Source organism: Plantactinospora soyae (assembly GCF_014874095.1).
GTDB classification, from domain to species: Bacteria; Actinomycetota; Actinomycetes; order Mycobacteriales; family Micromonosporaceae; genus Plantactinospora; species Plantactinospora soyae.
In genome coordinates, this window is record NZ_JADBEB010000001.1 from 2,304,296 (window position 1) to 2,325,830 (window position 21,535).

Here is a 21,535-nt window from a genome sequence, read left to right on the forward strand (position 1 = left end):
TGCCCAGGGCCGGGTAATCTCCCTATGGGAATCCGCTTCCGATGTCGCCGAGTACGGAACGACCATAGAGCTAGGTGGCATCCTTCGTCGGCTACATGACCTCAGGGTGCCCGCAGGACTCTCGTTTCCTGCGCTGAATCGCATGGGCTGGGCGACGACCGGGATGGCCGCCCGGTACCAGCACGTCACCGACTCCATCCGGTCGGACATCGCCAACCGGGTCGGTGGGCCCATCTGGAAGCAGGCGACGGACGACCAGGCTGAGCAGGGGACCGACACGGACCCTGACGACGGCCAGGCGGGGGGGCGCCCGTACCAGCCAACTGCGACCACAACTGAGACCGCAAGACCAACGCCCGGCAGGTCCGTTAGGATCTGCCGGGCGTTTCTGCTGCTCAGGCGAGCGGAGGATACGAGATTCGAACTCGTGAGGGTGTAAACCCAACACGCTTTCCAAGCGTGCGCCCTAGGCCTCTAGGCGAATCCTCCGTCGGACAGGATACAGGCTCGGGACCGGTGGCCTACCCCGGCGGTCCCCCTGAAGATCGGTCAGCCCACCGGGTAGACTTCTCAGCACCCCCCGTGCGGCGCCCATCTCGTGAACCTCCCCAGGGCCGGAAGGCAGCAAGGATAAGCGAGCTCTGGCGGGTGCACGGGGGGCCTTGTTCTTCCCTGACCAGCACCGGAACCTTCCCTGGCCGGCCGGAGTCGGCTGAGCCGGGCGAGCGTACCCGTCGGTCGTCAGCCGCCCTTCCCATGATCGACCCGGAGTACCCGAGCGGGTTCGAGCCTCGCATGATCGACGTGGAAATCGTCGGGCGCGCGTGACAGCCTGGCACTCGGCAGCGTGGCGACGGGTGGAGAATGGCCCGGTCGAGAGGAGGCGGGACGGGTGGCACTGGCGCTCTACCGCAAGTACCGGCCCCGCACGTTCGCCGAGGTGATCGGCCAGGAGCACGTCACCGAGCCGTTGTCGCAGGCGCTGCGGAGCGGGCGGCTGAACCACGCGTACCTCTTCTCCGGTCCTCGGGGCTGTGGCAAGACCTCCAGCGCCCGGATCCTGGCCCGCTCGCTCAACTGTGAGCAGGGGCCGACACCGGAGCCCTGTGGCGTCTGCGGCTCCTGCAAGAGTCTGGCCACCGACGGGGCCGGCTCGATCGACGTCATCGAGATCGACGCGGCCAGCCACGGTGGCGTGGACGACGCCCGTGAACTGCGCGAACGGGCCTTCTTCGCGCCGGCCAGCAGCCGGTTCAAGATCTACGTCATCGACGAGGCGCACATGGTCTCGACGCAGGGCTTCAACGCCCTGCTCAAGCTGGTCGAAGAACCGCCGGAGTACGTCAAGTTCATCTTCGCCACCACCGAGCCGGAGAAGGTCCTCGGCACGATCAAGTCCCGGACCCACCACTACCCGTTCCGGCTGATCCCGCCCGGGGTGCTGCGGCCGTACCTGGAGCAGCTCGCCTCGGCCGAGGGCGCCAAGATCGAGCCGGCGGTCTTCCCGCTGGTCGTCCGGGCCGGTGGCGGCAGCGCCCGGGACTCGCTCTCGGTACTCGATCAACTTATCGCCGGGGCCGGCCCCGAGGGGGTCAGCTACGCCCGCGCGGTCGCCCTGCTCGGCGTGACCGACGCGGCCCTGATCGACGAGATGTGCGACGCGCTTGCGGCCGGTGACGGTGCTGCCGCGTACGCCACCGTCGACCGGGTCGCCGAGGCCGGGCACGATCCGCGCCGGTTCGCCTCTGACCTGCTGGAACGGCTGCGGGACCTGATCATCATTCAACAGGTGCCCGACGCGGCGGCCAAGGGGCTGATCGACGGCCCGGCCGACCAGATCGAACGGATGGCGGCCCAGGCCGAACGGCTCGGCCCGGCGACACTGTCCCGCTGTGCCGACATCGTGCACAACGGGCTGGTCGAGATGCGGGGTACGACCGCCCCACGGCTGCTGCTGGAGCTGATCTGTGCCCGGATGCTGCTGCCCGGCGCCGAGGACTCCACCGGCAGCCTGTTGCAGCGGCTCGAACGCATGGAGCGCCGGCTGACCCTCTCCGGCGAGCCGGCGGCCCCTGCCCCGATCTCGACCCCAGCCCCAGCCCCCGCCCCGGCGAGCAGTCCCGGTCGGGCACCGACACCGCCGGCACCACCGGCAGCCGCGAGCGGTTCATCGGGTACGGGAAGTGGCCCGTCGAGCACCGCGCCGGCCCCGTCGGCCGGAGCGGACGTACGCGCGACTGCTGGACCCGCGCCGGGCCCGGCGCCGGACGCGGCGGCGGTGGACCCACCGGCCCCGCCTCAGCCGGCTCGGCAGCTGGTGTCCCCGGAAGCGGTGATGCCCGATCCGGCCACCCCGGACCCGATGCCGGCCGGTACGGAACCGGCGGGCGAGTTGGACGCCGCCGCGGTACGTCGGGTCTGGGGCGACGTGGTCGGCATGGTCAACCGGACCCACAAGCGGATCGCCGCCCTGATGCGGGACGCGGTGGTGCGGGACCTCGACGGCGACACCCTGGTGCTGACCGTGAAGTCGTCGGTGCTCGCGCAGATGTTGTCCAACGCCTCCAACGTGCTCACCGACGCCCTCTACGAGGAGTTCGGCGGGCGCTGGCAGATCCGCTGCGAGGTGGCCGGCGAAACCCGTGGGCCCACCACAGGGCCGTCCGCGTCGCCCCGACCGGCCCCGAACGCCGCACCGGCCCCGAACGGCGCACCGGCCCGGTCCGGCGGCGCTTCCGGCTCGGCGGCCTCCGCCGCCGCCCAGGGAATGGCGGGAGGCCGGGAAAGCTCGGGCGGTGGCGCGAACGCGGGTGGTACGCCATCCGGCGGAGACGACGACTGGCCTGAACCGGCCCGACCGGGTGGTGTCGCACCGACGGCATCGGACGACGACGACTGGCCGGAGCCGACCCCGTTGGGCGGTGCCGGCGCGACCCCCAACCCATCGGGTACGCCGGGCGGCGCGCCCGCCTCCGCACACCTGACGGGCAACGCTGGCCCGGCCACCGGTGGCGGTCACTCCGCCGCAAACAACGGCGGTGTGGGCCCGAGCGCGAGCAATGGCGGGGGCGGAAGCAACGGCGGTACGAGTGGTGGCCCGGCCGGGAAGTCCGGAAACGGTGCCGGTGGGGCCGGCGGTGGCCGTACCGGTGGCGGACCGGGTGGGGGTGCCGCGGTCGGGTCCGGCCTCGCGGCGGCGCGGGCGGCGGCGGCCGGCCGTGGGCCTCGTCCCGCGGCCACCACGGACCGGACGGCGGACCGGGAGTGGGCCGGCGAGCCGCCCTACGATCCCGAGTACGACGGCCCACCCCCAGCCTCCGTCGCCAGCTATGAGGGTTTCGATCCGGGTGACGAGCCGCTCGACGAGGTGGTCGACGAACGCACCGCCCGGCAGAGCAGCGAGCAGCAGGCGGTGCAGTTGCTCCAGCAGGCCCTGGGCGCCGAGCGCATCGGCGAGGTGGACGTCAAGTAGCGGCCCCGCCCGGCCCGTCCGATTTGGAGGGTCACGGGCGGAGTTGTCGGTGCGCCTTTGCGGCCGGTGAGCTGTTGACCGGTCGCTCAACGGCGTCCATCGGTCGCTCTTCGGTGTCGGCCGGTCGCTCAACGGCGTCGACTGGTCGCTCAACGGGCAGGCGACCGAGGCGTACGGCCGACGCCGACCGACCGGCCCGGCGGCGGCCGGATGGTCAAACGTTCACAGGAAACTATCTGTCAGCTTTCAGCACCCGCCCGTAAATGGGACGGTGCATCGATCGATCATCATCTAATGTCGGTCGCCCATCCTTCTGAACTGTGAGAGTGCGGCGTGCGCGAACTCTCGGTGCCCGAGCGGCTCGGGATGTTCGGTCTGGGCGTGGCCGTGGCGGCGACGCTCTGGCCCTCGGTGACCGACACGACCGGTCTGTCCGTGCCGTGCCCGCTGCGCGCTTTGACCGGGGTGCCGTGCCCCGGCTGTGGTCTGACCACGGCGGCGATCGCCCTGGTTCGGGGCGATCTCGTCGGTGCGGCTGCGGCGAATCCGCTGATCGTGGCGCTGGCCACGGTCACCGTCGTCGGGACCGGGTTGTTCGGGCTGCGGGTGCTCGGTGCGATACCGCCACCGGTCGCCTGGTCGGTCCGGGCCCGGCGGCGTACGGGATGGGGTGTTGGCCTGCTCGCCCTGGCGAGCTGGTTGGTCCAGTTACACCGGCTCGGGGTGACCGAGCCGGATCCCCCTTCAGTCAGCACCATCCTTCTAAGGAGCACCCCTTGAACTACGCCCACTGGGGCAGCCGGGTCGGCGCCGCCCTCATCGACGGGCTGGTCGTCCTCCCGTTCAGCATCCTCGCCTTCGTCTTCAGCGGGATGGGCACGGACGCGGAGACCGGCCAGGTCTCCGGCCCGGGTCCGCTCTACTACGTCTTTCTGCTGCTCGGGCTCCTGGTCAGCGCCTACAACCGCTGGTACCTGACCGGGAAGACCGGCCAGAGCTGGGGCAAGAAGGCCCTCGGCATCTCACTGATCGACGAGGCCGGCGGCCAGCCGATCGGCATGGGGAAGGCGTTCGTGCGGGAGCTCGCGCACTTCGTCGACGGCATCATCTGCTACATCGGCTACCTCTTCCCGCTCTGGGACGCCAAGAAGCAGACCATCGCTGACAAGATCATGAAGACCGTCGTCGTCTCCGCCTGATTCGACCCGCCGGCCGGTCACGGGCAGTCGAGCCGCCCGGGGCCGGCCGGACTAGGCTGGCACTGACCAGTTTCCGTAATCGAGGAGTCGCCGTGCGCCCGGGTGGACAGCCCAACCTGCAGCAGATGATGAAGCAGGCGCAGAAGATGCAGCAGCAGATCGCCACCGCGCAGGCGGAGCTGGCCGAGGCGGAGCTGACCGGCACCGCCGGTGGTGGGCTCGTGACGGTGACCATCTCCGGTGCCGGTGAGGTCAAGGCGATCAAGATCGACCCGAAGGCGGTCGACCCGGAGGATGTCGAGACCCTCGAAGATCTTGTGCTGGCGGCCGTACACAACGCACACGACGAGGTGCGGAAGCTGACCGAGGAGAAGATGGGCCCGGTCACCGGCGGCATGGGCGGCCTCGGCCTGCCCGGTCTCTGAGTCACCCCGTGTACGAGGGTGCCATCCAGGATCTGATCGATGAGTTGGGGCGGCTGCCGGGGGTTGGCCCGAAGAGCGCCCAGCGGATCGCCTTCCATGTTCTCTCTGCCGACCCGACCGACGTCACCCGGCTCGCGACCGCGCTGCGCCGGGTGAAGGAACTGGTCCGGTTCTGCACCACCTGTTACAACGTCGCGGAGTCCGAGCAGTGCCGGATTTGCCGCGACCAGCGCCGTACCGACGAGGTGCTCTGCGTGGTCGAGGAGCCCAAGGACGTCGTCGCGGTCGAGCGGACCGGGGAGTTCCGGGGCCGCTACCACGTGCTCGGCGGCGCCATCAATCCGCTGGAGGGCATCGGCCCGGACAACCTGCGGATTCGGGAACTGCTGGTCCGGCTCGGTACCGGTGCGGTCCGCGAGCTGATCCTCGCCACGGATCCGAACACCGAGGGTGAGGCGACCGCCACCTACCTGGCCCTGATGGTCAAGCCGATGGGCATCGCGGTGACCCGGCTGGCCAGTGGCCTGCCGGTCGGCGGCGATCTGGAGTACGCCGACGAGATCACCCTGGGCCGCGCCTTCGAGGGCCGCCGGGCCGTCTGACCGCACCCGACGCCATCCCCGTCGACGGCTGACGAACCGTGCCGTCGGCGGGCTGACGGAACCTCCCAGCGGTGGTCATCCGGGTCTGACATCGGTGCTGATCAAACCGACGGGTCATGTAACAACTTCGCATAGTCTGATCTGGACAAATGATCCGATTGTTGACCATGCGCGACGCTCCGTCGTGGGTGCCATGACGGTAAAGACACGATCCGGTACCAACCCGTTCGCGGCCCGTTTCCGCCCGGTCCGCCCGGCGGCTAAGGTCTCGCCATCGGTGGCCCCCGTCACCGCGTTTGTCGTATCCACAGGACGAGGTGAAGCACCATGCGTGCACCAAGACCGAAGGTCGCCATCGCGGCCGTCGCGGTCGCGGCCCTCGCGGTAGCCGGCTGTGCCGAGAGCGACCGCGGCGATTCGGGCGAGAGCCAGAAGGACACCCTGGTATTCGGCGTCGCCGGTGACCCGAAGGTGCTCGACCCGAGCCTCGCCAGTGACGGTGAGTCGCTGCGGGTCGCCCGACAGGTCTTCGAGACCCTGGTCCGCCCCGAAGAGGGCGGCACCAAGATCACGCCGGGCCTGGCCGAGAGCTGGACCCCCGACTCGACCGGCACGGTCTGGACCTTCAAGCTGCGCTCGGGCGTGAAGTTCCACGACGGTACCGACTTCAACGCCGAGGCGGTCTGCGTCAACTTCAACCGCTGGTACAACGCCACCGGCCTGATGCAGAGCCCGGACGTCACGCCGTACTGGCAGGACGTGATGGGTGGCTTCGCCAAGAACGAGCGCGAAGACCTGCCGGAGAGCCTCTTCAAGTCCTGCGCCGCGAAGGACGCGACCACGGTCGACCTCGCCTTCACCCGGGTCTCCAGCAAGGTTCCGGCCGCGCTGATGCTCCCGTCGTTCTCCATCCACAGCCCGAAGGCGCTGGACGAGTTCAAGGCCAGCGCCATCGGCGGCAGCGCGGACAACGTCCAGTACCCGTCGTACGCGATGGAGCACCCGACCGGCACCGGGCCGTTCAAGTTCAAGTCCTGGGACGTCGCGAACAAGACGCTGACCCTGGAGCGCAACGAGGACTACACCACCGGCCCGAAGGCCAAGCTGAAGACCCTGATCTTCAAGACGATCTCGGACGAGAACGCCCGCAAGCAGGCGCTGCGGTCCGGCGACATCCAGGGGTACGACCTGGTTGGCCCGGCCGACGTCGAGCCGTTGAAGGGCGAGGGCTTCAACATGCTCACCCGCCCGGCGTTCAACATCCTCTACCTGGCGATGAACCAGAAGGGGAACCCGAAGCTCGCCGACATCAAGGTCCGGCAGGCGATCGCGTACGCGCTGAACCGGCAGGCGCTGGTCGACTCCAAGCTGCCCCCGGGCGCCAAGGTGGCCACCCAGTTCATGCCGGACACGGTGGAGGGCTGGAACTCCTCGGTCCCCACGTACGACTACAACGTGGAGAAGGCCAAGCAGCTGCTGGCCGAGGCCGGTGCGACGAACCTGACCCTGCGGTTCCACTACCCGACCGAGGTCACCCGGCCGTACATGCCGAACCCGAAGGACATCTTCGAGCTGCTCTCGACCGACCTCCAGGCTGTCGGCATCAAGGTGCAGGGGATTCCGCTGAAGTGGACCCCGGACTACCTGAACGCCACCAGCTCGGGTAGCGCGCACGACCTGCACTTCCTGGGCTGGACCGGTGACTACGGCGACGCCTACAACTTCATCGGCACCATGTTCGACCGGCAGAAGGCAGAGTGGGGCTTCAACAACCCCGCGCTGTTCGCCCTGTTCAAGCAGGCCGACAGCACTGCGGACTCCGCGGCCCGGTTCGAGCTGTACAAGCAGCTCAACGCCGAGGTCATGAAGTTCCTGCCGGGTGTGCCGATCTCGCACTCGCCGCCGGCGATCGTGTTCGGTAAGGACGTGACCGGGGTGAAGGCGAGCCCGCTCACCGACGAGCGGTTCGCTACCGCCGAGTTCAAGTCCTGAGATAACGGAAAAGGGACCGCGGGCGGACGCGCGCTGACCCTGGCCGGTAGACCACCGGCCGGAGGTCAGCAAGCGTCCGCCCGTGCGCCCCTCCGCACCCCCGCCAGAGGCCGCCGTGTTCCGGTTCATCGTCAGACGCCTGCTACAGCTGATACCCGCGCTGTTCGGGCTCTCCATCCTGTTGTTCATCTGGCTGCACCGGCTTCCCGGTGGCCCGGAGACCGCGATCCTGGGTGAGCGCGGTACCCCGGAGATGCGCGCCGCGATCCGGCAGAACCTCGGCCTGGACGAGCCGATCCTGGTGCAGTACGGCCGGTTCATGCGCCGGATGCTCCGACTCGATCTGGGCAGCTCGATCGCGACCAAGCGCGAGGTGACCACCGAGTTCCTGCAACGCTTCCCGGGCACCGTCGAGCTGGCGGTCACCGCGCTGATCATTGCGATCGCGGTGGGCATCCCGCTCGGCTACCTCGCCGCCCGTCGCCGGGGCAAGCTCCTCGACCACGTCTCGGTCGCCGGATCGCTGATCGGTGTCTGCATCCCGGTCTTCTTCCTGGCGTACGTCCTCAAGGCGATCTTCGCGGAGAACCTGCACCTGTTCCCGTCGAGCGGCCGGCAGGACCCGACCCTCGAAGCCACCCGGATCACCAACTTCTTCGTCCTGGACGGGCTGATGACCCGCGAGTGGGACGCCGCAGCCGATGCGATCTGGCATCTGGTGCTACCCGGCATCGCGCTGGCCAGCATTCCGTTGGCGATCATCGTCCGGATCACCCGGGCCAGCGTGCTCGAAGTGCTCGGCGAGGACTTCGTCCGGACCGCCGAGGCGAAGGGACTCACCGAACGCGTCGTACGACAGCGGCACGTGCTGCGTAACGCGATGCTGCCGGTGGCCACCACGATCGGTCTGCTCACCGGCGGTCTGCTCTCCGGTGCGGTGCTGACCGAGACCGTCTTCGCGTTCAGCGGCATCGGGGCGTTCATCGCTGACTCGATCAGTCAACGTGACTATCCGGTGCTGATGGGCTTCATCATGATCATTGCGGTGCTCTTCGTGCTGGTGAACCTGTTGGTCGACCTCTCGTACAGCCTGATCGACCCGAGGGTGAGGGTCCGGTGAGCGCGAGGAGTGAGCTTGCGAGCCCCGCAGTCGCGAACGGATGGTGGCGCAGGTGAGCGCGAGGAGTGAGCTTGCGAGCCCCGCAGTCGCGAACGGATGGTGGCGCAGGTGACGATCACCGAACGGGCCCGGAAGAAGGCCGAGAAGCTGGACCGGCTCGGCGAACTCTCCGCCGCCCGGGACGAGGAGCGCGGGGTCAGCCTCTGGCAGGAGGCGTTCCGGCGGTTGCGGCGTAACCCGGCGGCCATCGTCGGCTCCGTCGTACTCGGGCTGTTCGTGCTGGTCGCGGTCGTCGGCCCGCTGTTCGTGCCGTACGGCCCGACCGACACGATCGGCATCCGGGAGGGTCTGGTCAAGTCGGGACAGGGCATCATCCCGGGCTCCTCGGCCGACCACTGGCTCGGCTTCGACCACCAGGGTCGGGACGAGTTCAGCCGACTGGTCGTCGGAGCCCGGCAGACCCTGCTGGTCGGTGTGGTGTCGACGCTGATCGGTCTCGCGATCGGCGCCCTGGTCGGCGGGATCGCCGGTGCCGCAGCCGGACTCGGCGGGCGCTGGGGACGCTGGCTCGACACCGGCCTGATGCGGATCGTCGACATGCTGCTGGCGCTGCCCAGCCTGCTGCTCGCGGTCAGCATCGCCGCCCTGCTCGGTGCGAGCCTGACCACGGTGATGATCGCGGTCGGTGTGGTCTCGGTACCGGTCTTCGCCCGGCTGCTGCGCGGCTCGATGATCGCCCAGTCGAACACCGACTACGTGCTCGCCGCGACCTCGCTCGGGGTACGCCGATCCAAGATCGCGCTGAGCCACGTGCTGCCGAACTCCCTCGCGCCGGTCATCGTGCAGGCGACGCTCACCCTGGCCACCGCGATCATCGAGGCGGCCGCGCTCTCCTTCCTCGGGCTGGGCAACCCCGACTCGGCGGTGCCGGAGTGGGGCGTGATGCTCGCCGACGCGCAGCCGTACCTGGGCATCCGTCCGGCGCTGGCGATCTATCCGGCGGTGGCGATCATCATCACCGCGCTGGGCTTCACCCTGCTCGGTGAGGCGATGCGTGAGGCCCTCGACCCGAAGCTGCGGAAGTGATCTGTCATGGCACTGCTTGATGTGGAGGATCTCTCCGTAACGTTCCGCCAGCGCGGGAAGCGTACGGTGCGCGCGGTCGACGGCGTCTCGTTCTCGGTGGACGCGGGCGAGGTCGTCGGCCTGGTCGGCGAGTCCGGCTGCGGCAAGAGCGTGACCTCGTTGGCCCTGATGGGGCTGCTGCCCCGGCAACCCGGTATCACGGTGGAGGGTAAGGCCGACTTCGACGGAACCGATCTGCTCCGGGTCGACCGGCGGGCGATGCGGGACATCCGGGGTCGCGACGTCGCCATGATCTTCCAGGATCCGCTCTCCTCACTGAACCCGGTGATCCCGATCGGCCGGCAGGTGACCGAGGTGCTGTCCCGGCACCGTGGACTCCGCGGGGAAGCGGCCCGTAAAGAGGCCGCCGACCTGCTGGAGCGGGTCGGCATCCCGGACCCGGTCCGCCGGCTGAAGGAGTATCCGCACCAGCTCTCCGGCGGGATGCGCCAGCGGGCGCTGATCGCCATCGCGGTGGCCTGCCAGCCCCGACTGCTGATCGCCGACGAACCCACCACGGCGCTCGACGTGACCATCCAGGCCCAGATCCTGGAACTGCTCAAGGACCTGGTACGCGACTCCGGTACCGCCCTCGTCATGATCACTCACGATCTGGGTGTGGTCGCCGGGATGTGCGACACGGTCAACGTGCTCTACGCCGGCCGGGTGGTGGAGACGGCTCGCCGCCGTCCGCTCTTTGCCGAGCCTCGGCACCCGTACACGGTGGGTCTGCTCGGCTCGATCCCGCGCCTGGACGCGGGGCGTGGTGACAAGCTGTCCCCGATCCCCGGCTCGGTCCGCGACGTGCTGCCCTGGGCGGACGGGTGCGCGTTCGCGCCCCGCTGCGATCGTCAGGTGGAGGCGTGCGTCGGCGAGCCTCCGCAGCTCGTGCTGACTCACACCGACCGCACCTACCGGTGCGTCAACCCGGTCCCGCCGCCCGGATCGGCACCAGCGGACGCCGAACCGGCAGCCGTCGCCGAGCCGGACTCGGTTCCCGATCCGGTGGCAGAGGCCAGTCCGGTGGCAGACGCCGATCCGGTGGCGGAGGCCGGTCCGGAATCGGCTTCCGGGCCGGCGGCCGAGGAGAAGCGATCGTCGGTGCCCGCGCCGCGCGAGGAGGGGTCGGCATGACCGACGGCAACGTGTCCGCTCCGAGCGAGCGCGGCGAGAACCTGGTCGAGGTCCGCGACCTGAAGGTGCACTTCCCGATCAGCCGAGGGGTGATCTTCGACCGGGTCGTCGGGCACGTCAAGGCGGTGGACGGGGTCGACCTGAGCATCCCGCGCGGCAAGACGTACGGGCTGGTGGGCGAGTCCGGATGCGGCAAGTCGACGCTCGGCCGGGCGCTACTCCAGTTGACCCCGCCGACCTCGGGCCAGGTGAACTTCGACGGGGTCGAACTGACCAAACTGCCGCCGAACAAGATGCGCGCGATGCGTCGCCGGATGCAGATGATCTTCCAGGACCCGATGTCCAGCCTGGACCCCCGGCAGAACGTCGAATCAATCCTGGTGGAGGGCCTCCAGGCGCACGGCATCGGCGCCGACCGGAACGCTCGACGAGAGATCATCACCAAGACGCTGGACGCGGTCGGGCTGCCCAAGTGGGCGCTGTCCCGCTATCCGCACGAGTTCTCCGGCGGCCAGCGCCAGCGCATCGGCATCGCCCGCGCGCTGGTGCTCGGTCCCGACCTGATCGTGGCCGACGAGCCGGTCTCCGCCCTGGACGTCTCGATCCAGGCCCAGGTGGTCAACCTGCTCGACGAGCTACAGACCGAGCTCGGGCTGACCTACCTGGTGATCGCGCACGACCTGGCGGTGGTGCGGCACATCTCCGACACGATCGGCGTGATGTACCTGGGTGCGCTGGTGGAGGAGGCGCCCGGTGACCGGCTCTACCGGGAGCCGCTGCATCCGTACACCCGGGCGTTGATGTCCGCCGTACCGGTGCCGGACCCCGAGGTCGAGGACCGGCGGGAACGGATCCTGCTCGCCGGTGACCTGCCCTCCCCGGCCAACCCGCCGACCGGCTGCCGGTTCCACACCCGGTGCCCCTGGGCGCAGCCGACCCGGTGCGCCGAGGAGCGGCCGGTGCTGCGTCAGATCGGCGAGAGCCGGGTCGCCTGCCACTGGGCCGAGCCGATCGCCAGCGGCGAACTGCGCCCGCACAAGGTGACGGCGCAGATCACCCGGCCTGAGGACGAGGGCGAGACGCCCGGGGTGGTCTCCGCGCCGACCGAACCCGGCTCGTTCGTCTGAGGGCTCCTGCTCCGTAACGGCGGCCGGGTCGCCCGGCGGGTCACCACCCGCCGGGCAACCTGCCGTCGGACTCGTGAGGACTCCGAGGGCGGCGACTGTTCGACGCTATTCCTGGCCGAGCTGCCGAACCGCGGCGTCCAGGGCGGCGACGAGCCGTTCGTCCAACGGCTTCAGCCGGGCTGCCGGCGGGTTGCCCGCATGGCCGTATGTAAAGAGTACGTGTACGCGGTTATGACCGACTATGGCCGAGATATCGTGCGCGGTGGTCACGATCATCGTGTGTTCACCTCGGATCGTCAGGGTGATGTGGCTTCCGAGCACCGGAAAGGGAAACGGCCCTACCGGATGCTCGCCGAGCCGGAAGTGACCCCTGCCGTCGGCGCTGTCGGCATTCTTCTCGGACCAGTACGCGCACCGGGCGAACTCCGCACGTGCCGCCGCGAACACCTTCGCGGGGTCGAGCACCTCCGGATAGGAGTCGACCCTGATCATCATGTCGGCCCCGACCGGTGGGTGTTTCGCCTCGGCGGCCGCATACGTGATCTCCGCTCTGGCCGCCGGACCGGGTCCACCGTCCTCGTCCGGCGCCGTGCAACGGTCCGCCGGGTGCGGCTTGTCCGGCTGGTCCGGCTTGGCGGGCTGCCTGGTCCAGCCGGGCAGCGCCGGTCCGATCGCCGCGGCCACCGTCGCTACCTCGTCCTGGCCGAGCTGACGTCCGGCGTGACCGCCGGGTGGTGGCGGCGGCGTACGCGGCGGCGGCGTGGGCGGAAAGGCGCTAATCACCGTCGTGAGGTCGTCGGGGCGGCCAGTGAGCGTGTCGGTGGCGCCGACCAGGACCGCGACACATATCGGCACCGTCAGCAGTGCCGCGACCACCTGCCGTCCCAGGGCGGATGCGGGCCGTCGACGACGCCGGAGAAGCGGGCTGATCAGCATCGCCAGCGGAGTGAGGAGGACGCTCAGGATCAGCAGGAACAGCAGCGATGTGGCGGTGTATCTGTCGGCAAGCCAGGGATGGTGTGCGGGACGCCAACCGCCCTGCACCACGACTTCCAGTCCGAACTGGACGAACGCGCCGGCCAGGGTGGTGAGGGCGGCGGCGGTGAACGCCCGGGCGAGCGTTCCGAGCGGGCGGGGTCCCGGCGCGGTCCGGCCCGCCGCGCGGTGGAGCAGCACGAACAGGACGACCCAGCCGGCGAAGGCGAACACCCAGATGCGTTGCCACACCAGGTACACCTCGGTGGATCTCGGTCGATCGTGCGGTAGCCGGAGGGCGGTGGCCAGCATGCCGCTGACGACCGCGATCACGACCATCGTCAGCGCAAGGCGGGGAATTGGATCGTGTCGGAGCGCCGTCCGGGCCCGGGCCAACAGCCGGCGCGGCGACGGCCCGGACAGCGCCGACATCACGGCCAGCAGCGCGATCAGCCCGAAGATCAATCCGGCGTCCCACTCGGACAGACCGCCGATGTACTGCACCGTCGCCCGTAGGAAGGCCGGAGGAGTGTTGCCGGCAGCGAAGAACAGCTTGATGGCGCCGGACAGCACCACCGCAGCCATCAGAGCACCGGCAACGGTCGTCAGCGCCACCGCGGATCGACGGGTGACGTCGACGTCCTGGGCGAGTTGGAGCATCAGCCAGGCCATCGCGCAGAAGACCGCGAAGATCAGCAGCCCACCGATCCAGGCCCCGGACAGGGCATTGATCCCGGAACTCGCGGTCGTACCGGGAATCGGCAGACAGACCCCGGCGGTCGCCCCGAGGCCGACGCCGAGCACCGGGCCGAACCAGCCCGCCGGCACGCCCCGCCGCCGGGCGGCGTCGGCCCGGTGTACCCACATCGGCAGCAGAAGTGCGGCGATCAGGCAACCGGCGAGGGGGTAGACCGGCACATCGCCGGCGCCTCGCCAGCCCGTCGAGTTGTGCACCATCTGGTTGACCGGTTGCACCAGCAGCAGCACCAGCAGCACGGTCACCAGGGATGGCAGGAAGCCTCCCTCGTCCACCCGCCGGCCGGTGCCGAGCAGGAGGATCCGCTGTGCCGGCGTCGGATGGCAGCCGAATACGCGGTTCACGATCCGGGGCGTGGCGTGCGGCGTCGCCGTGGCGCGCCGACCGGCGAGCACCTCGGCCAACCGCTCCGGACGATCGAGCCGGGCGGCGGCGAGCCGGTCCGCGGCGTGCTCACGGATCCGCAGCAGATGAGCCCGGAACACGAGCAGCAGCACCGCCAACCCGCCGGGGACGAGCAGCTTGAGTACCGGGCTGAACAGGCTGGAGTCCGCCGATCCGGCGTACGGCGCGACCGCTGCCACCATTACCAGCACACTGATCCACCCCGACCACCACGCAGCGGACGCCCGGGCAACGTCCCGGGACCGGACGTGGGCGAGTTCGTGGTGCACCACCGGGTCGAACCGGGCCATGCCGCCGACGACCAGACCGACCGGCACCACCACCAGTGGCCGGCGCAGCGGCACCCCGGTGGTGAACGCCTCGGTGTACCGGGAACCTGGGCGGCTGATCCACAGGTCGGGGGGTCGGCGGGTCGGGCCGTGCTCGGCACAGAGTTGGGCGAAACGCCGTCGGGCCGCTTCGAGGGTCGCCTCGGAGGCCGGCCCCTCCCGGCGGAGCCGCCAGCGCACCCACAGTCCATCGAGCACGATCGCCAGGGCGGTGACGGCCAGCGTGCCGGCGGCGCCGGCCAACATGGTCACCGTCCACGGCAGGGCCGCCGGCTTGATGCATTCGGCGAGAGATGCCGGAAACGCGGCCTCCAGGGATTCCGGGCTCCGGCCCGATTCCACCCCGAACCAGCCCGCGTTGAACATGCAGGTGTCGATCCGGTCCATGTCCACCAGGTCGTAGGTCATCGCCGCGACCCAGCCGGCGCGCTCAGGCCCAGACCGGCGAGCAGGGCGAAGAGCAGGATGTACATCCGGCCCAGACCGCTCGCGTCGAGCGACCGGCCCGGACAACCGACGGTGGGCGCGGCCAGCGGGGTCGAACCGGTCATGATGGATCCTGCGGGCGGCGGACGGCGTCCCGGACGGTGTCGGCCAGCACCTCGGCCTGAGTCTCGGTGAGCCCGAACGCGATCCCGTGTCGGCGGCACGCGGCCCAGAGCAGCCCGACGTCGCAGTCCCGCAGGACGATGTGCCGGTCGTCCGGCGGCCCTGCCGCTCGGCGACGCCACCAGCGGCGTTGCCGGAGGCGATCCGTGGCGAGCGTGCCGAGTACATCAGCCGTGGCGGTGCAGACCACGGCATAGACGAGTTCGCCGACGAGGCTGAAGTCGACGCCGAAGCCGACAGAGCCGCCGGCCGGCCGGTGCGGTCGTCCCTGGTACGCCAACCGCCCCTGCCGCCACGCGGCCGTGATGTCGTCGAACAGTTGTAGTTCGTCGGGAGCCAGCCGGGCCGTCGCTTCCCGGGCCGCGTGCTCGATTGCCAACGTCGCGACGCCGGCAGAAGATTCGTCCGATATTGTCACGCGTTTAATGATGGGCAATTCTCGTTGCCCTGGGAAAGGGGGCGAATCAATGGGAGTGGTCGGATTACCGTCAATTGATACGCAAATTAAATTCGCATGGACCCGCTTATCTGCGACGCTTTCGTATCGCCGTAGCGTGCCGAGCGGATTCGTCCCGCGCCCGTCCGTACGCCGATCTCCCGGTACCGACAGGGCCGGCGCCGGGAGATCGGCAGGAGTACGTCAGCCGTTCCGGAGCACCTTCAGGTTGACCGCGTCGGCCATCACCTTCGTACCGGCGTCGTTGACGTGCATGCCGTCCGCCGCCTTGTACGCCGGTGCCAGCGCGTCGGCGTCACCGGGGTCGGCCAGGATCCGGTCGAAGTCGACGACGGCGTCGTACTCGCCACTGGTCCGGATCCAGTGGTTGAGGGCGTCGCGGATCGCTTCCTTCTCCGCGTCGTAGTAGTACGGCACGTCCTTCACCGGAATCAGCGTCGCACCGATGACCTTGACTCCTCGGGCGTGGGCGGCGCGGATCAGGGCCCGGTGCCCGTTGATGAGTGGCTTCGCGTCGGTCAGCTTCGGCGGGGCGGCGCAGGGCAGCGGCATGCCGGCGACGGCGATGTCGTTCAGTCCGAGGTGCACGATCGCGGTCCGCACGCCGGGCTGGTCGAGCACGTCCGCGCGGAACCGGGTCAGCCCCGAGTCACCGGCGAAGCAGGGGTAGTCGGTGAGCAGCAGGCCACCGTTGAGTCCGGTGTTGACCACTGCGAGCGGGCTGCCGGCCCGGGTGAGTCGTTCGGCCAACTCGTCGGAGTAGCGGTTGTCGGCGTCGGGGGTGGAGCCGTACCCGTCGATGATCGAGTCGCCGTACGTCACCACCGTGCCGCCGCCCCGGACCGGGCCGCCGCTGACGTCCACCCCGGCGAGGTAGTACCAGGACTGGCTGGGCCCGCTCGTGAAGGCGGCCCCGCTCGGCTGGAACCGGAGGTCGCCGTCGGCCCGGTAGACGGTTGCCAACGCCCCCTCGTGGAACGTGGCCGGGCCGGTGGACCCGGCGAAGTACAGGGTGACGGTCAGCCGCTCCAGCGGCCGGATGGCCAGCGTCAACGGGTCGGACGCGAGGTCGCGACCGGGTGCGATCGTGGTGGCCCGGGAGCCGCCGAAGGTCAGCGGTCGCAGGGTCCCCGGCCGGACGTCGGCGCCGTTCCCGGTCCGGCCGATCGTCGCCCCGGTGAGCCGGAGCGGCTGGCTGCCGTACCGGTTGGTGAGGCGGATCCGGGCCCGGGTTCCGGCGGTGCTGATCCGGACGACCTGCCGGAGGGTCTGGTCGGTGAAGCCGTCGAGCGACCAGTTGGGCGCCTCGTAGCCCGGCCATGGCTGCTGGACGGCGGTGGCCCAGCCGCCCGACCAGCCGAGCGTGCCGGCGGGATGCCGCGCGGGCTGGCCAGCGACGGCCGGCCCGGCCGGGACGCTGGCCGCGGCCACCGCGACCACTGCGGCGACGGAGACGAGGGTACGAAGACGGGGCGATCCCATCGGGGTGTCCTTCCGAGCGGGGGTGTGAACCGGTTCCGGAGCGCCGACGACCGCCGGGAGCGGGGGAACGTCCTCCCGGCGGTCGTCGGATAGCGGGTGCGAGCGTGCGAGGGTGCGAACGGGCTCAGGCGGTGGCGGATGCGTCCACGGAGGCGTTGTCGGTGGGCTCGGGGAGCCAGATCGGCCGCCAGTCGGCCAGCTCGTGGTAGCGGCGCAGCTCGGCGAGCCCGCTGAGCCACCCGGCCCACGCCCCGTACGGCGGGTTCCCGGTGTCGAAGCCGCTCTGTACGAAGGACAGCTTGGTCTTGCCCGCGCTCTCCTCCAGCTCCCAGGTCACGACCCCGACGGGTCCCCAGTCGACCGTCATCGCCCGGCCGGGAGTCAGGTCGAGCACCTTGGCGGGGTTGGGGTTGTTGTCGAAGCCACCCATCGCCCACCGCCCGCCGACGACGGGCTCGATGCCGACCGGGTAGCCGAACCACTCGCTGGCCTTGGCCGAGTCGGTCAACGAGTCGTAGATGGCGTCGGCCGGGGCGTCGATCAGCAGCTCCTCGCGGAAGGTCGAGGAGGTGAAGTCGGTCCTGGGGGTGATCGGCCGGCCCTCGACGTGGTCGACCAGGTTGGCGATCGCCAGCGACCAGTACGTCTGCAGCACACCCCGGATGGTGGTGCCACTCATCGCGTCCTCGAAGCTCCAGTGGCTCTGCGACAGCGACACGATGGTGGAGTCCGGGCTCTCCTCGGTGAGCTGGATCTCGGTGGTGGTCTCCTCGCCGTCCAGCAGCCAGGTGAACCGGAGCGTGTTGTCGCCGACGTGCACCGGTCGCTGGTGCGGGGCGTCGCCCTCCGGGATGTAGCGCCCCCAGAACTCGTACCGGTGCGGCAGCTCGACCTCGGCGTGTTCGGCCAGCCAGACGCGCAGCTCGGCGGCGTCGGTGAGGGCGTGCCAGACGTTCTTGGTCGGTGCGGCGGCGCGGGCGCGGACGGTCAGTGCTGCGGTCATTTCGAACTCCCATGTGGATAACAGGCCACGGCGAGCTTGAAGGCGTCGCCTTCGGAGCCGCCGTAGCGGGTGAACAGGTCTTGCAGTGCGGTCTGCAGGTCGGTCAGGAACTGCTGGCGTTGCTCCGCCGGCACCCGGATCTCGCCGGAGACCCCGATGGACGGCAGTTCCGGGGCGGTCCGGTCGAGCCCGGCGATGTCGGCCTGGACCTCCTCCATCAGGTTCAGCAGGTAGCCGAGGCTCATCTCGTCCTGTGTCTTGCGCAGGCCGAGCCGGCCGACCAGCCGGGGTGAGAGCCAGTACGACCTGGCGCTCGCCTGGTAGATGCCCTCGTGGATGCCGCGGACCTTGCGTTCGGACACCTGGTCGACGAGGCCGGCCTCGACCAGGCGCTTGACGTGGTAGTAGACCCGTTGCGGGGTCTGGCCGAGTTGGGTCGCCACCTCGGTGCAGGTGTGCGGCTCGGCGAGTTGCCGCAGCACCTCGATCCGCTGCGGCTTGAGCAGGGTCTCCGCCTGCTCGATCTGCTCCAGGTACATCACGTCTCTCATGGCAAAAACAATCCTGTACGTAAAACTAAATTTTGTCAATCGCCCACACGAAGATCGAGGCGGAGCAGAGCGGAGAAAGCGGCGAGCGGGAAGAACGGCGAGCAGAGAGAGCGGCGGTCAGCCCTCGGGGCGGTGCAGCAGGCCGACCGCGACCGTGTGCACGGCGGCCAGGTCGGCCGGGTCGGCCAGCGGCGCGCGCCCGCCGGTGACGGCGTACCACTCGTCGGCGTCCTTGTACTGGACCCGGAGGACGACCTGCCCCGCCCGTAGTTCGGTACGCAGGGTCAACTCCCCGGTGACCACTCCGACCTCGTCGGTCATCACCCCGCCCGGTCCGGCGGTGATGTCGGTGGTCCGGGCGTCAGCCTCGTCGGCTGTGGCGGCGGCATCTGCGGTGTCGGCCATCAACAGCTCCCCAGCATGTCGTCGAGCGCGGCCTTCTCGGCGGTGGTCACGGAGAGCCGCCAGTGGTGCTTGACCGCGATCCAGTCCTCGGCGTACCCACACCAGTCGTCCCGGTTCGACGGCTTCCACTGGGACGGGTCCTGGTCGCCCTTGGCCCGGTTCGAGGAGGCCGAGACGGCGACCAGTTGCGGCCGGTCCAGGTCGTTGGCGAAGTCGCCGCGCTTGTCGTCGTTCCAGTCGTCCGCACCCGAACGCCAGGCGTTGGCCAGCGGCACCATGTGGTCGATGTCCACGTCCGAGGGGTCGGCGAGGGTCCGCTTGTCGTACCGGCTCGACCAGCGCCCACCGACGACGTTGCAGCCGGAGAGCTTGATGCCGGTGCCGTCGCGTTGGAGCACGGTGTCCCGGACGTCGCAGTTCTTGCCCGCGTTGCGCCAGTGCGGGAAGCGTTCCCGGCTGTAGCCCCGCATCGAGGCGGCGGCCGCGACGGTGAGCTGGTCGAGTTGGGCGGCCGTGTCGGCCGTGTCGGTCGTGCCGGGCGGCGGCGTCTCCACGGAGGTGCAGCCGGCCACACCGCCGAGGGCGAGCACGCCGACCAGCACGGCCGTGGTTCGCAGCCGCGCTCGTGATCTGGTACGGATGAACGGCACGTTTCCAGCTTGCGGGGTGTCGACCGGCGGACACGAGATCCAGAACCGGTTCTGGCGTTTCGCGGCATCTTACGCCACAGGCAGGGCAGATTGACACCGTGAGCGATTCCGCAGCACCGCTACGCATGGGCACCGTGGCCGGCCGGGGCACCCTGCTCGCCGCCGTCGTCGCCTCCGGCATGGTCTTCCTCGACGCGACGGTGGTCAACGTGGCGTTGCCCCACCTGGGCTCGGAGCTGCACGCGAGCACCGCCGGCCTACAGTGGACACTCAACGGCTACCTGCTGACCCTGGCCGCCTTTGTGCTGCTCGGCGGGGCGCTGGGCGACCGGCTGGGGCGCCGCCGGATCTTCGTCTTCGGCGTACTGGCGTTCTGCGCCGCCTCCGTGCTCTGCGGGGCCGCACAGAGCATCGAGTGGCTCATCGCCGCACGCTTCCTCCAGGGGCTCGGCGGCGCGCTGCTGACGCCGGGCTCGCTGGCCCTGCTCCAGTCGAGCTTCCATCCGGACGAGCGGGGCCGGGTGATCGGCGCCTGGTCCGGGCTGGCCGGCGTGTCGACCGCGCTCGGCCCGTTCCTCGGCGGCTGGCTCATCGACGCGCTCTCCTGGCGGTTCATCTTCTTCCTCAACCTGCCGCTCGCGGTGGTCGTACTGATCGCCGCGTACCGCTGGACGCCGGAGAGCCGGGCCGAGGGGGCGGCGAGCCGCCGGTTCGACGTGGCCGGCTCGCTGCTCGGCGCGCTGGGCCTGGCCGGCATCACGTACGCCCTGGTCGAGGCCCAGCAGCTCGGACCCGGTTCCGTCCAGGTGGTGGTCGCGGCGGTGCTCGGGGTGGTCGCCTCGGTCGGGTTCGTGCTGCTCGAACGGGGCCGGGGTGAGCGGGCCATGCTGCCGCCGACACTCTTCGGCAGCCGGCTGTTCAGCGTGCTCAACCTCTACACCGTGCTGATCTACGCCGCGCTGAGCGGCCTCACCTTCTTCTTCTCCGTCTACCTCCAGAACGTCGTCGGCTACTCCGCCCTGATGACGGGCCTGGCCACCCTGCCACTGACGATCTGGCTGCTGATCGGCTCGGCCAGGTCCGGCGCGCTGGCCGCCCGGATCGGACCCCGCCCGCAACTCTCGATCGGGCCACTGATCGCCGCCGCCGGGCTGCTCCTGCTGCACGGCATCAGCCGTGGCGACTCGTACTGGACCGACATTCTGCCCGGAATCGCCCTCTTCGGGCTCGGCATGACCCTGGTGGTGGCGCCGCTGACCGCCTCAGTGCTGGCCGCCGCCCCCGACCGGCTCGCCGGAGCGGCCAGTGGGCTCAACAACGCGGCGTCCCGGGTCGGCGGACTGCTCGCCGTCTCCGCACTGCCGCTGGTGGTCGGGCTCTCCGGCGGTGGGTACGAGCGTTCCGGGCAGCTCACCCCGGCGTACCGGGCCGCGGTGCTGTGGTCCGCCGGACTGATGGTGCTCGGCGCGATCCTCGCGATGGTGCTGGTGCACCGGCCGGGACGCGAGCCCCGCAAGTCCCGGCCGTGTCCGGCCCTGCCGCCGCCGCCCACCCACCTGCACGAGCCGGACCAGGATGCGGACCGGAGCCGGGTGGAGCAGCACCGCTCGTAGCGGCGCGAAGCTGTACGTGACCATGGGTCGGGACGGTCACGTCGACGGCGGCGTACCGTTCGCGCGGGCCGGCCGGGGTGGCCGGTCCGACCCGCGCGGCCGG

19 protein-coding genes, 1 tRNA gene and 1 other RNA gene are annotated in these 21,535 nt (G+C 70.2%); 12 read left to right on the plus strand and 9 right to left on the minus strand.

Annotation, left to right across the window (positions count from 1 at the left end; translation table 11 throughout):
* Positions 1 to 404: 404 nt before the first annotated feature.
* Positions 405 to 489, minus strand: a tRNA-Ser gene (locus H4W31_RS10290).
* A gap of 83 nt (positions 490 to 572) precedes the next feature.
* Here H4W31_RS10290 and ffs point away from each other — a divergent pair.
* The 11 genes from ffs to H4W31_RS10345 all read left to right on the plus strand — a co-directional run bounded on the left by ffs (position 573) and on the right by H4W31_RS10345 (position 12,196).
* Positions 573 to 667, plus strand: an RNA gene (gene ffs, locus H4W31_RS10295) — signal recognition particle sRNA small type.
* Between the two features lie 225 nt (positions 668 to 892).
* The gene (locus H4W31_RS10300) at positions 893 to 3,472 is read left to right on the plus strand and encodes a DNA polymerase III subunit gamma and tau (RefSeq protein WP_192766448.1); all 2,580 of its coding nucleotides are present in this window, start codon (positions 893 to 895) and stop codon (positions 3,470 to 3,472) included.
* A 333-nt stretch (positions 3,473 to 3,805) separates the two neighbouring features.
* Entirely contained in the window at positions 3,806 to 4,252 is a 447-nt protein-coding gene (locus tag H4W31_RS10305) for a DUF2752 domain-containing protein (protein WP_318783127.1), read from the plus strand.
* Positions 4,249 to 4,671 (plus strand): RDD family protein, encoded by a 423-nt coding sequence (locus H4W31_RS10310; RefSeq protein ID WP_192766449.1) that lies wholly within the window; start codon positions 4,249 to 4,251, stop codon positions 4,669 to 4,671. The genes H4W31_RS10305 and H4W31_RS10310 overlap by 4 nt, the downstream gene beginning before the upstream one ends.
* Positions 4,672 to 4,787: 116 nt before the next feature.
* The gene (locus H4W31_RS10315) at positions 4,788 to 5,096 is read left to right on the plus strand and encodes a YbaB/EbfC family nucleoid-associated protein (protein WP_225946393.1); all 309 of its coding nucleotides are present in this window, start codon (positions 4,788 to 4,790) and stop codon (positions 5,094 to 5,096) included.
* 8 nt (positions 5,097 to 5,104) lie between these two features.
* Positions 5,105 to 5,698, plus strand: a complete 594-nt coding sequence (recR, locus tag H4W31_RS10320) for a recombination mediator RecR (protein WP_192766451.1) — start codon at positions 5,105 to 5,107, stop codon at positions 5,696 to 5,698.
* A 327-nt stretch (positions 5,699 to 6,025) separates the two neighbouring features.
* A complete protein-coding gene (locus H4W31_RS10325) occupies positions 6,026 to 7,690 on the plus strand; it encodes an ABC transporter substrate-binding protein (protein WP_192766452.1) in 1,665 nt (554 codons plus the stop codon).
* Positions 7,691 to 7,805: 115 nt separating this feature from the next.
* The gene (locus H4W31_RS10330) at positions 7,806 to 8,810 is read left to right on the plus strand and encodes an ABC transporter permease (RefSeq protein ID WP_192766453.1); all 1,005 of its coding nucleotides are present in this window, start codon (positions 7,806 to 7,808) and stop codon (positions 8,808 to 8,810) included.
* Positions 8,811 to 8,924: 114 nt separating this feature from the next.
* Entirely contained in the window at positions 8,925 to 9,896 is a 972-nt protein-coding gene (locus H4W31_RS10335; protein WP_404825701.1) for an ABC transporter permease, read from the plus strand.
* Positions 9,897 to 9,902: 6 nt separating this feature from the next.
* Complete coding sequence (locus H4W31_RS10340; RefSeq protein ID WP_192766455.1) at positions 9,903 to 11,069, plus strand: ABC transporter ATP-binding protein; 1,167 nt, start codon at positions 9,903 to 9,905, stop codon at positions 11,067 to 11,069.
* Complete coding sequence (locus tag H4W31_RS10345) at positions 11,066 to 12,196, plus strand: ABC transporter ATP-binding protein (RefSeq protein ID WP_192766456.1); 1,131 nt, start codon at positions 11,066 to 11,068, stop codon at positions 12,194 to 12,196. The genes H4W31_RS10340 and H4W31_RS10345 overlap by 4 nt, the downstream gene beginning before the upstream one ends.
* A gap of 105 nt (positions 12,197 to 12,301) precedes the next feature.
* On the opposite strand, the gene H4W31_RS10350 is transcribed toward H4W31_RS10345, so the two are convergent.
* The 8 genes from H4W31_RS10350 to H4W31_RS10385 all read right to left on the minus strand — a co-directional run bounded on the left by H4W31_RS10350 (position 12,302) and on the right by H4W31_RS10385 (position 19,759).
* Entirely contained in the window at positions 12,302 to 15,070 is a 2,769-nt protein-coding gene (locus tag H4W31_RS10350) for a M48 family metalloprotease (RefSeq protein ID WP_192766457.1), read from the minus strand.
* Positions 15,067 to 15,213 carry a hypothetical protein gene (locus H4W31_RS10355; protein WP_192766458.1) on the minus strand — a complete coding sequence of 49 codons (147 nt, stop codon included), beginning with the start codon at positions 15,211 to 15,213 and terminating at the stop codon, positions 15,067 to 15,069. The genes H4W31_RS10350 and H4W31_RS10355 overlap by 4 nt, the downstream gene beginning before the upstream one ends.
* A complete protein-coding gene (locus H4W31_RS10360) occupies positions 15,210 to 15,689 on the minus strand; it encodes a hypothetical protein (RefSeq protein ID WP_192766459.1) in 480 nt (159 codons plus the stop codon). Before H4W31_RS10360 ends, H4W31_RS10355 begins: the two co-directional genes overlap by 4 nt.
* Positions 15,690 to 15,911: 222 nt before the next feature.
* Positions 15,912 to 17,210 carry an SGNH/GDSL hydrolase family protein gene (locus H4W31_RS10365; protein ID WP_192766460.1) on the minus strand — a complete coding sequence of 433 codons (1,299 nt, stop codon included), beginning with the start codon at positions 17,208 to 17,210 and terminating at the stop codon, positions 15,912 to 15,914.
* A gap of 124 nt (positions 17,211 to 17,334) precedes the next feature.
* A complete protein-coding gene (locus H4W31_RS10370) occupies positions 17,335 to 18,213 on the minus strand; it encodes an SRPBCC family protein (RefSeq protein WP_192766461.1) in 879 nt (292 codons plus the stop codon).
* A complete protein-coding gene (locus H4W31_RS10375; RefSeq protein ID WP_192766462.1) occupies positions 18,210 to 18,764 on the minus strand; it encodes a winged helix-turn-helix domain-containing protein in 555 nt (184 codons plus the stop codon). The genes H4W31_RS10370 and H4W31_RS10375 overlap by 4 nt, the downstream gene beginning before the upstream one ends.
* 117 nt (positions 18,765 to 18,881) lie before the next feature.
* The gene (locus H4W31_RS10380) at positions 18,882 to 19,274 is read right to left on the minus strand and encodes a hypothetical protein (RefSeq protein ID WP_318783726.1); all 393 of its coding nucleotides are present in this window, start codon (positions 19,272 to 19,274) and stop codon (positions 18,882 to 18,884) included.
* Positions 19,169 to 19,759, minus strand: coding sequence for an HNH endonuclease family protein (locus H4W31_RS10385; RefSeq protein WP_192771989.1), 591 nt, complete (start codon positions 19,757 to 19,759; stop codon positions 19,169 to 19,171). The genes H4W31_RS10380 and H4W31_RS10385 overlap by 106 nt, the downstream gene beginning before the upstream one ends.
* A 185-nt stretch (positions 19,760 to 19,944) precedes the next feature.
* Between H4W31_RS10385 and H4W31_RS10390 the strand changes: the two genes are divergently transcribed.
* A complete protein-coding gene (locus H4W31_RS10390) occupies positions 19,945 to 21,432 on the plus strand; it encodes an MFS transporter (RefSeq protein WP_192771990.1) in 1,488 nt (495 codons plus the stop codon).
* Positions 21,433 to 21,535 lie beyond the last annotated feature (103 nt).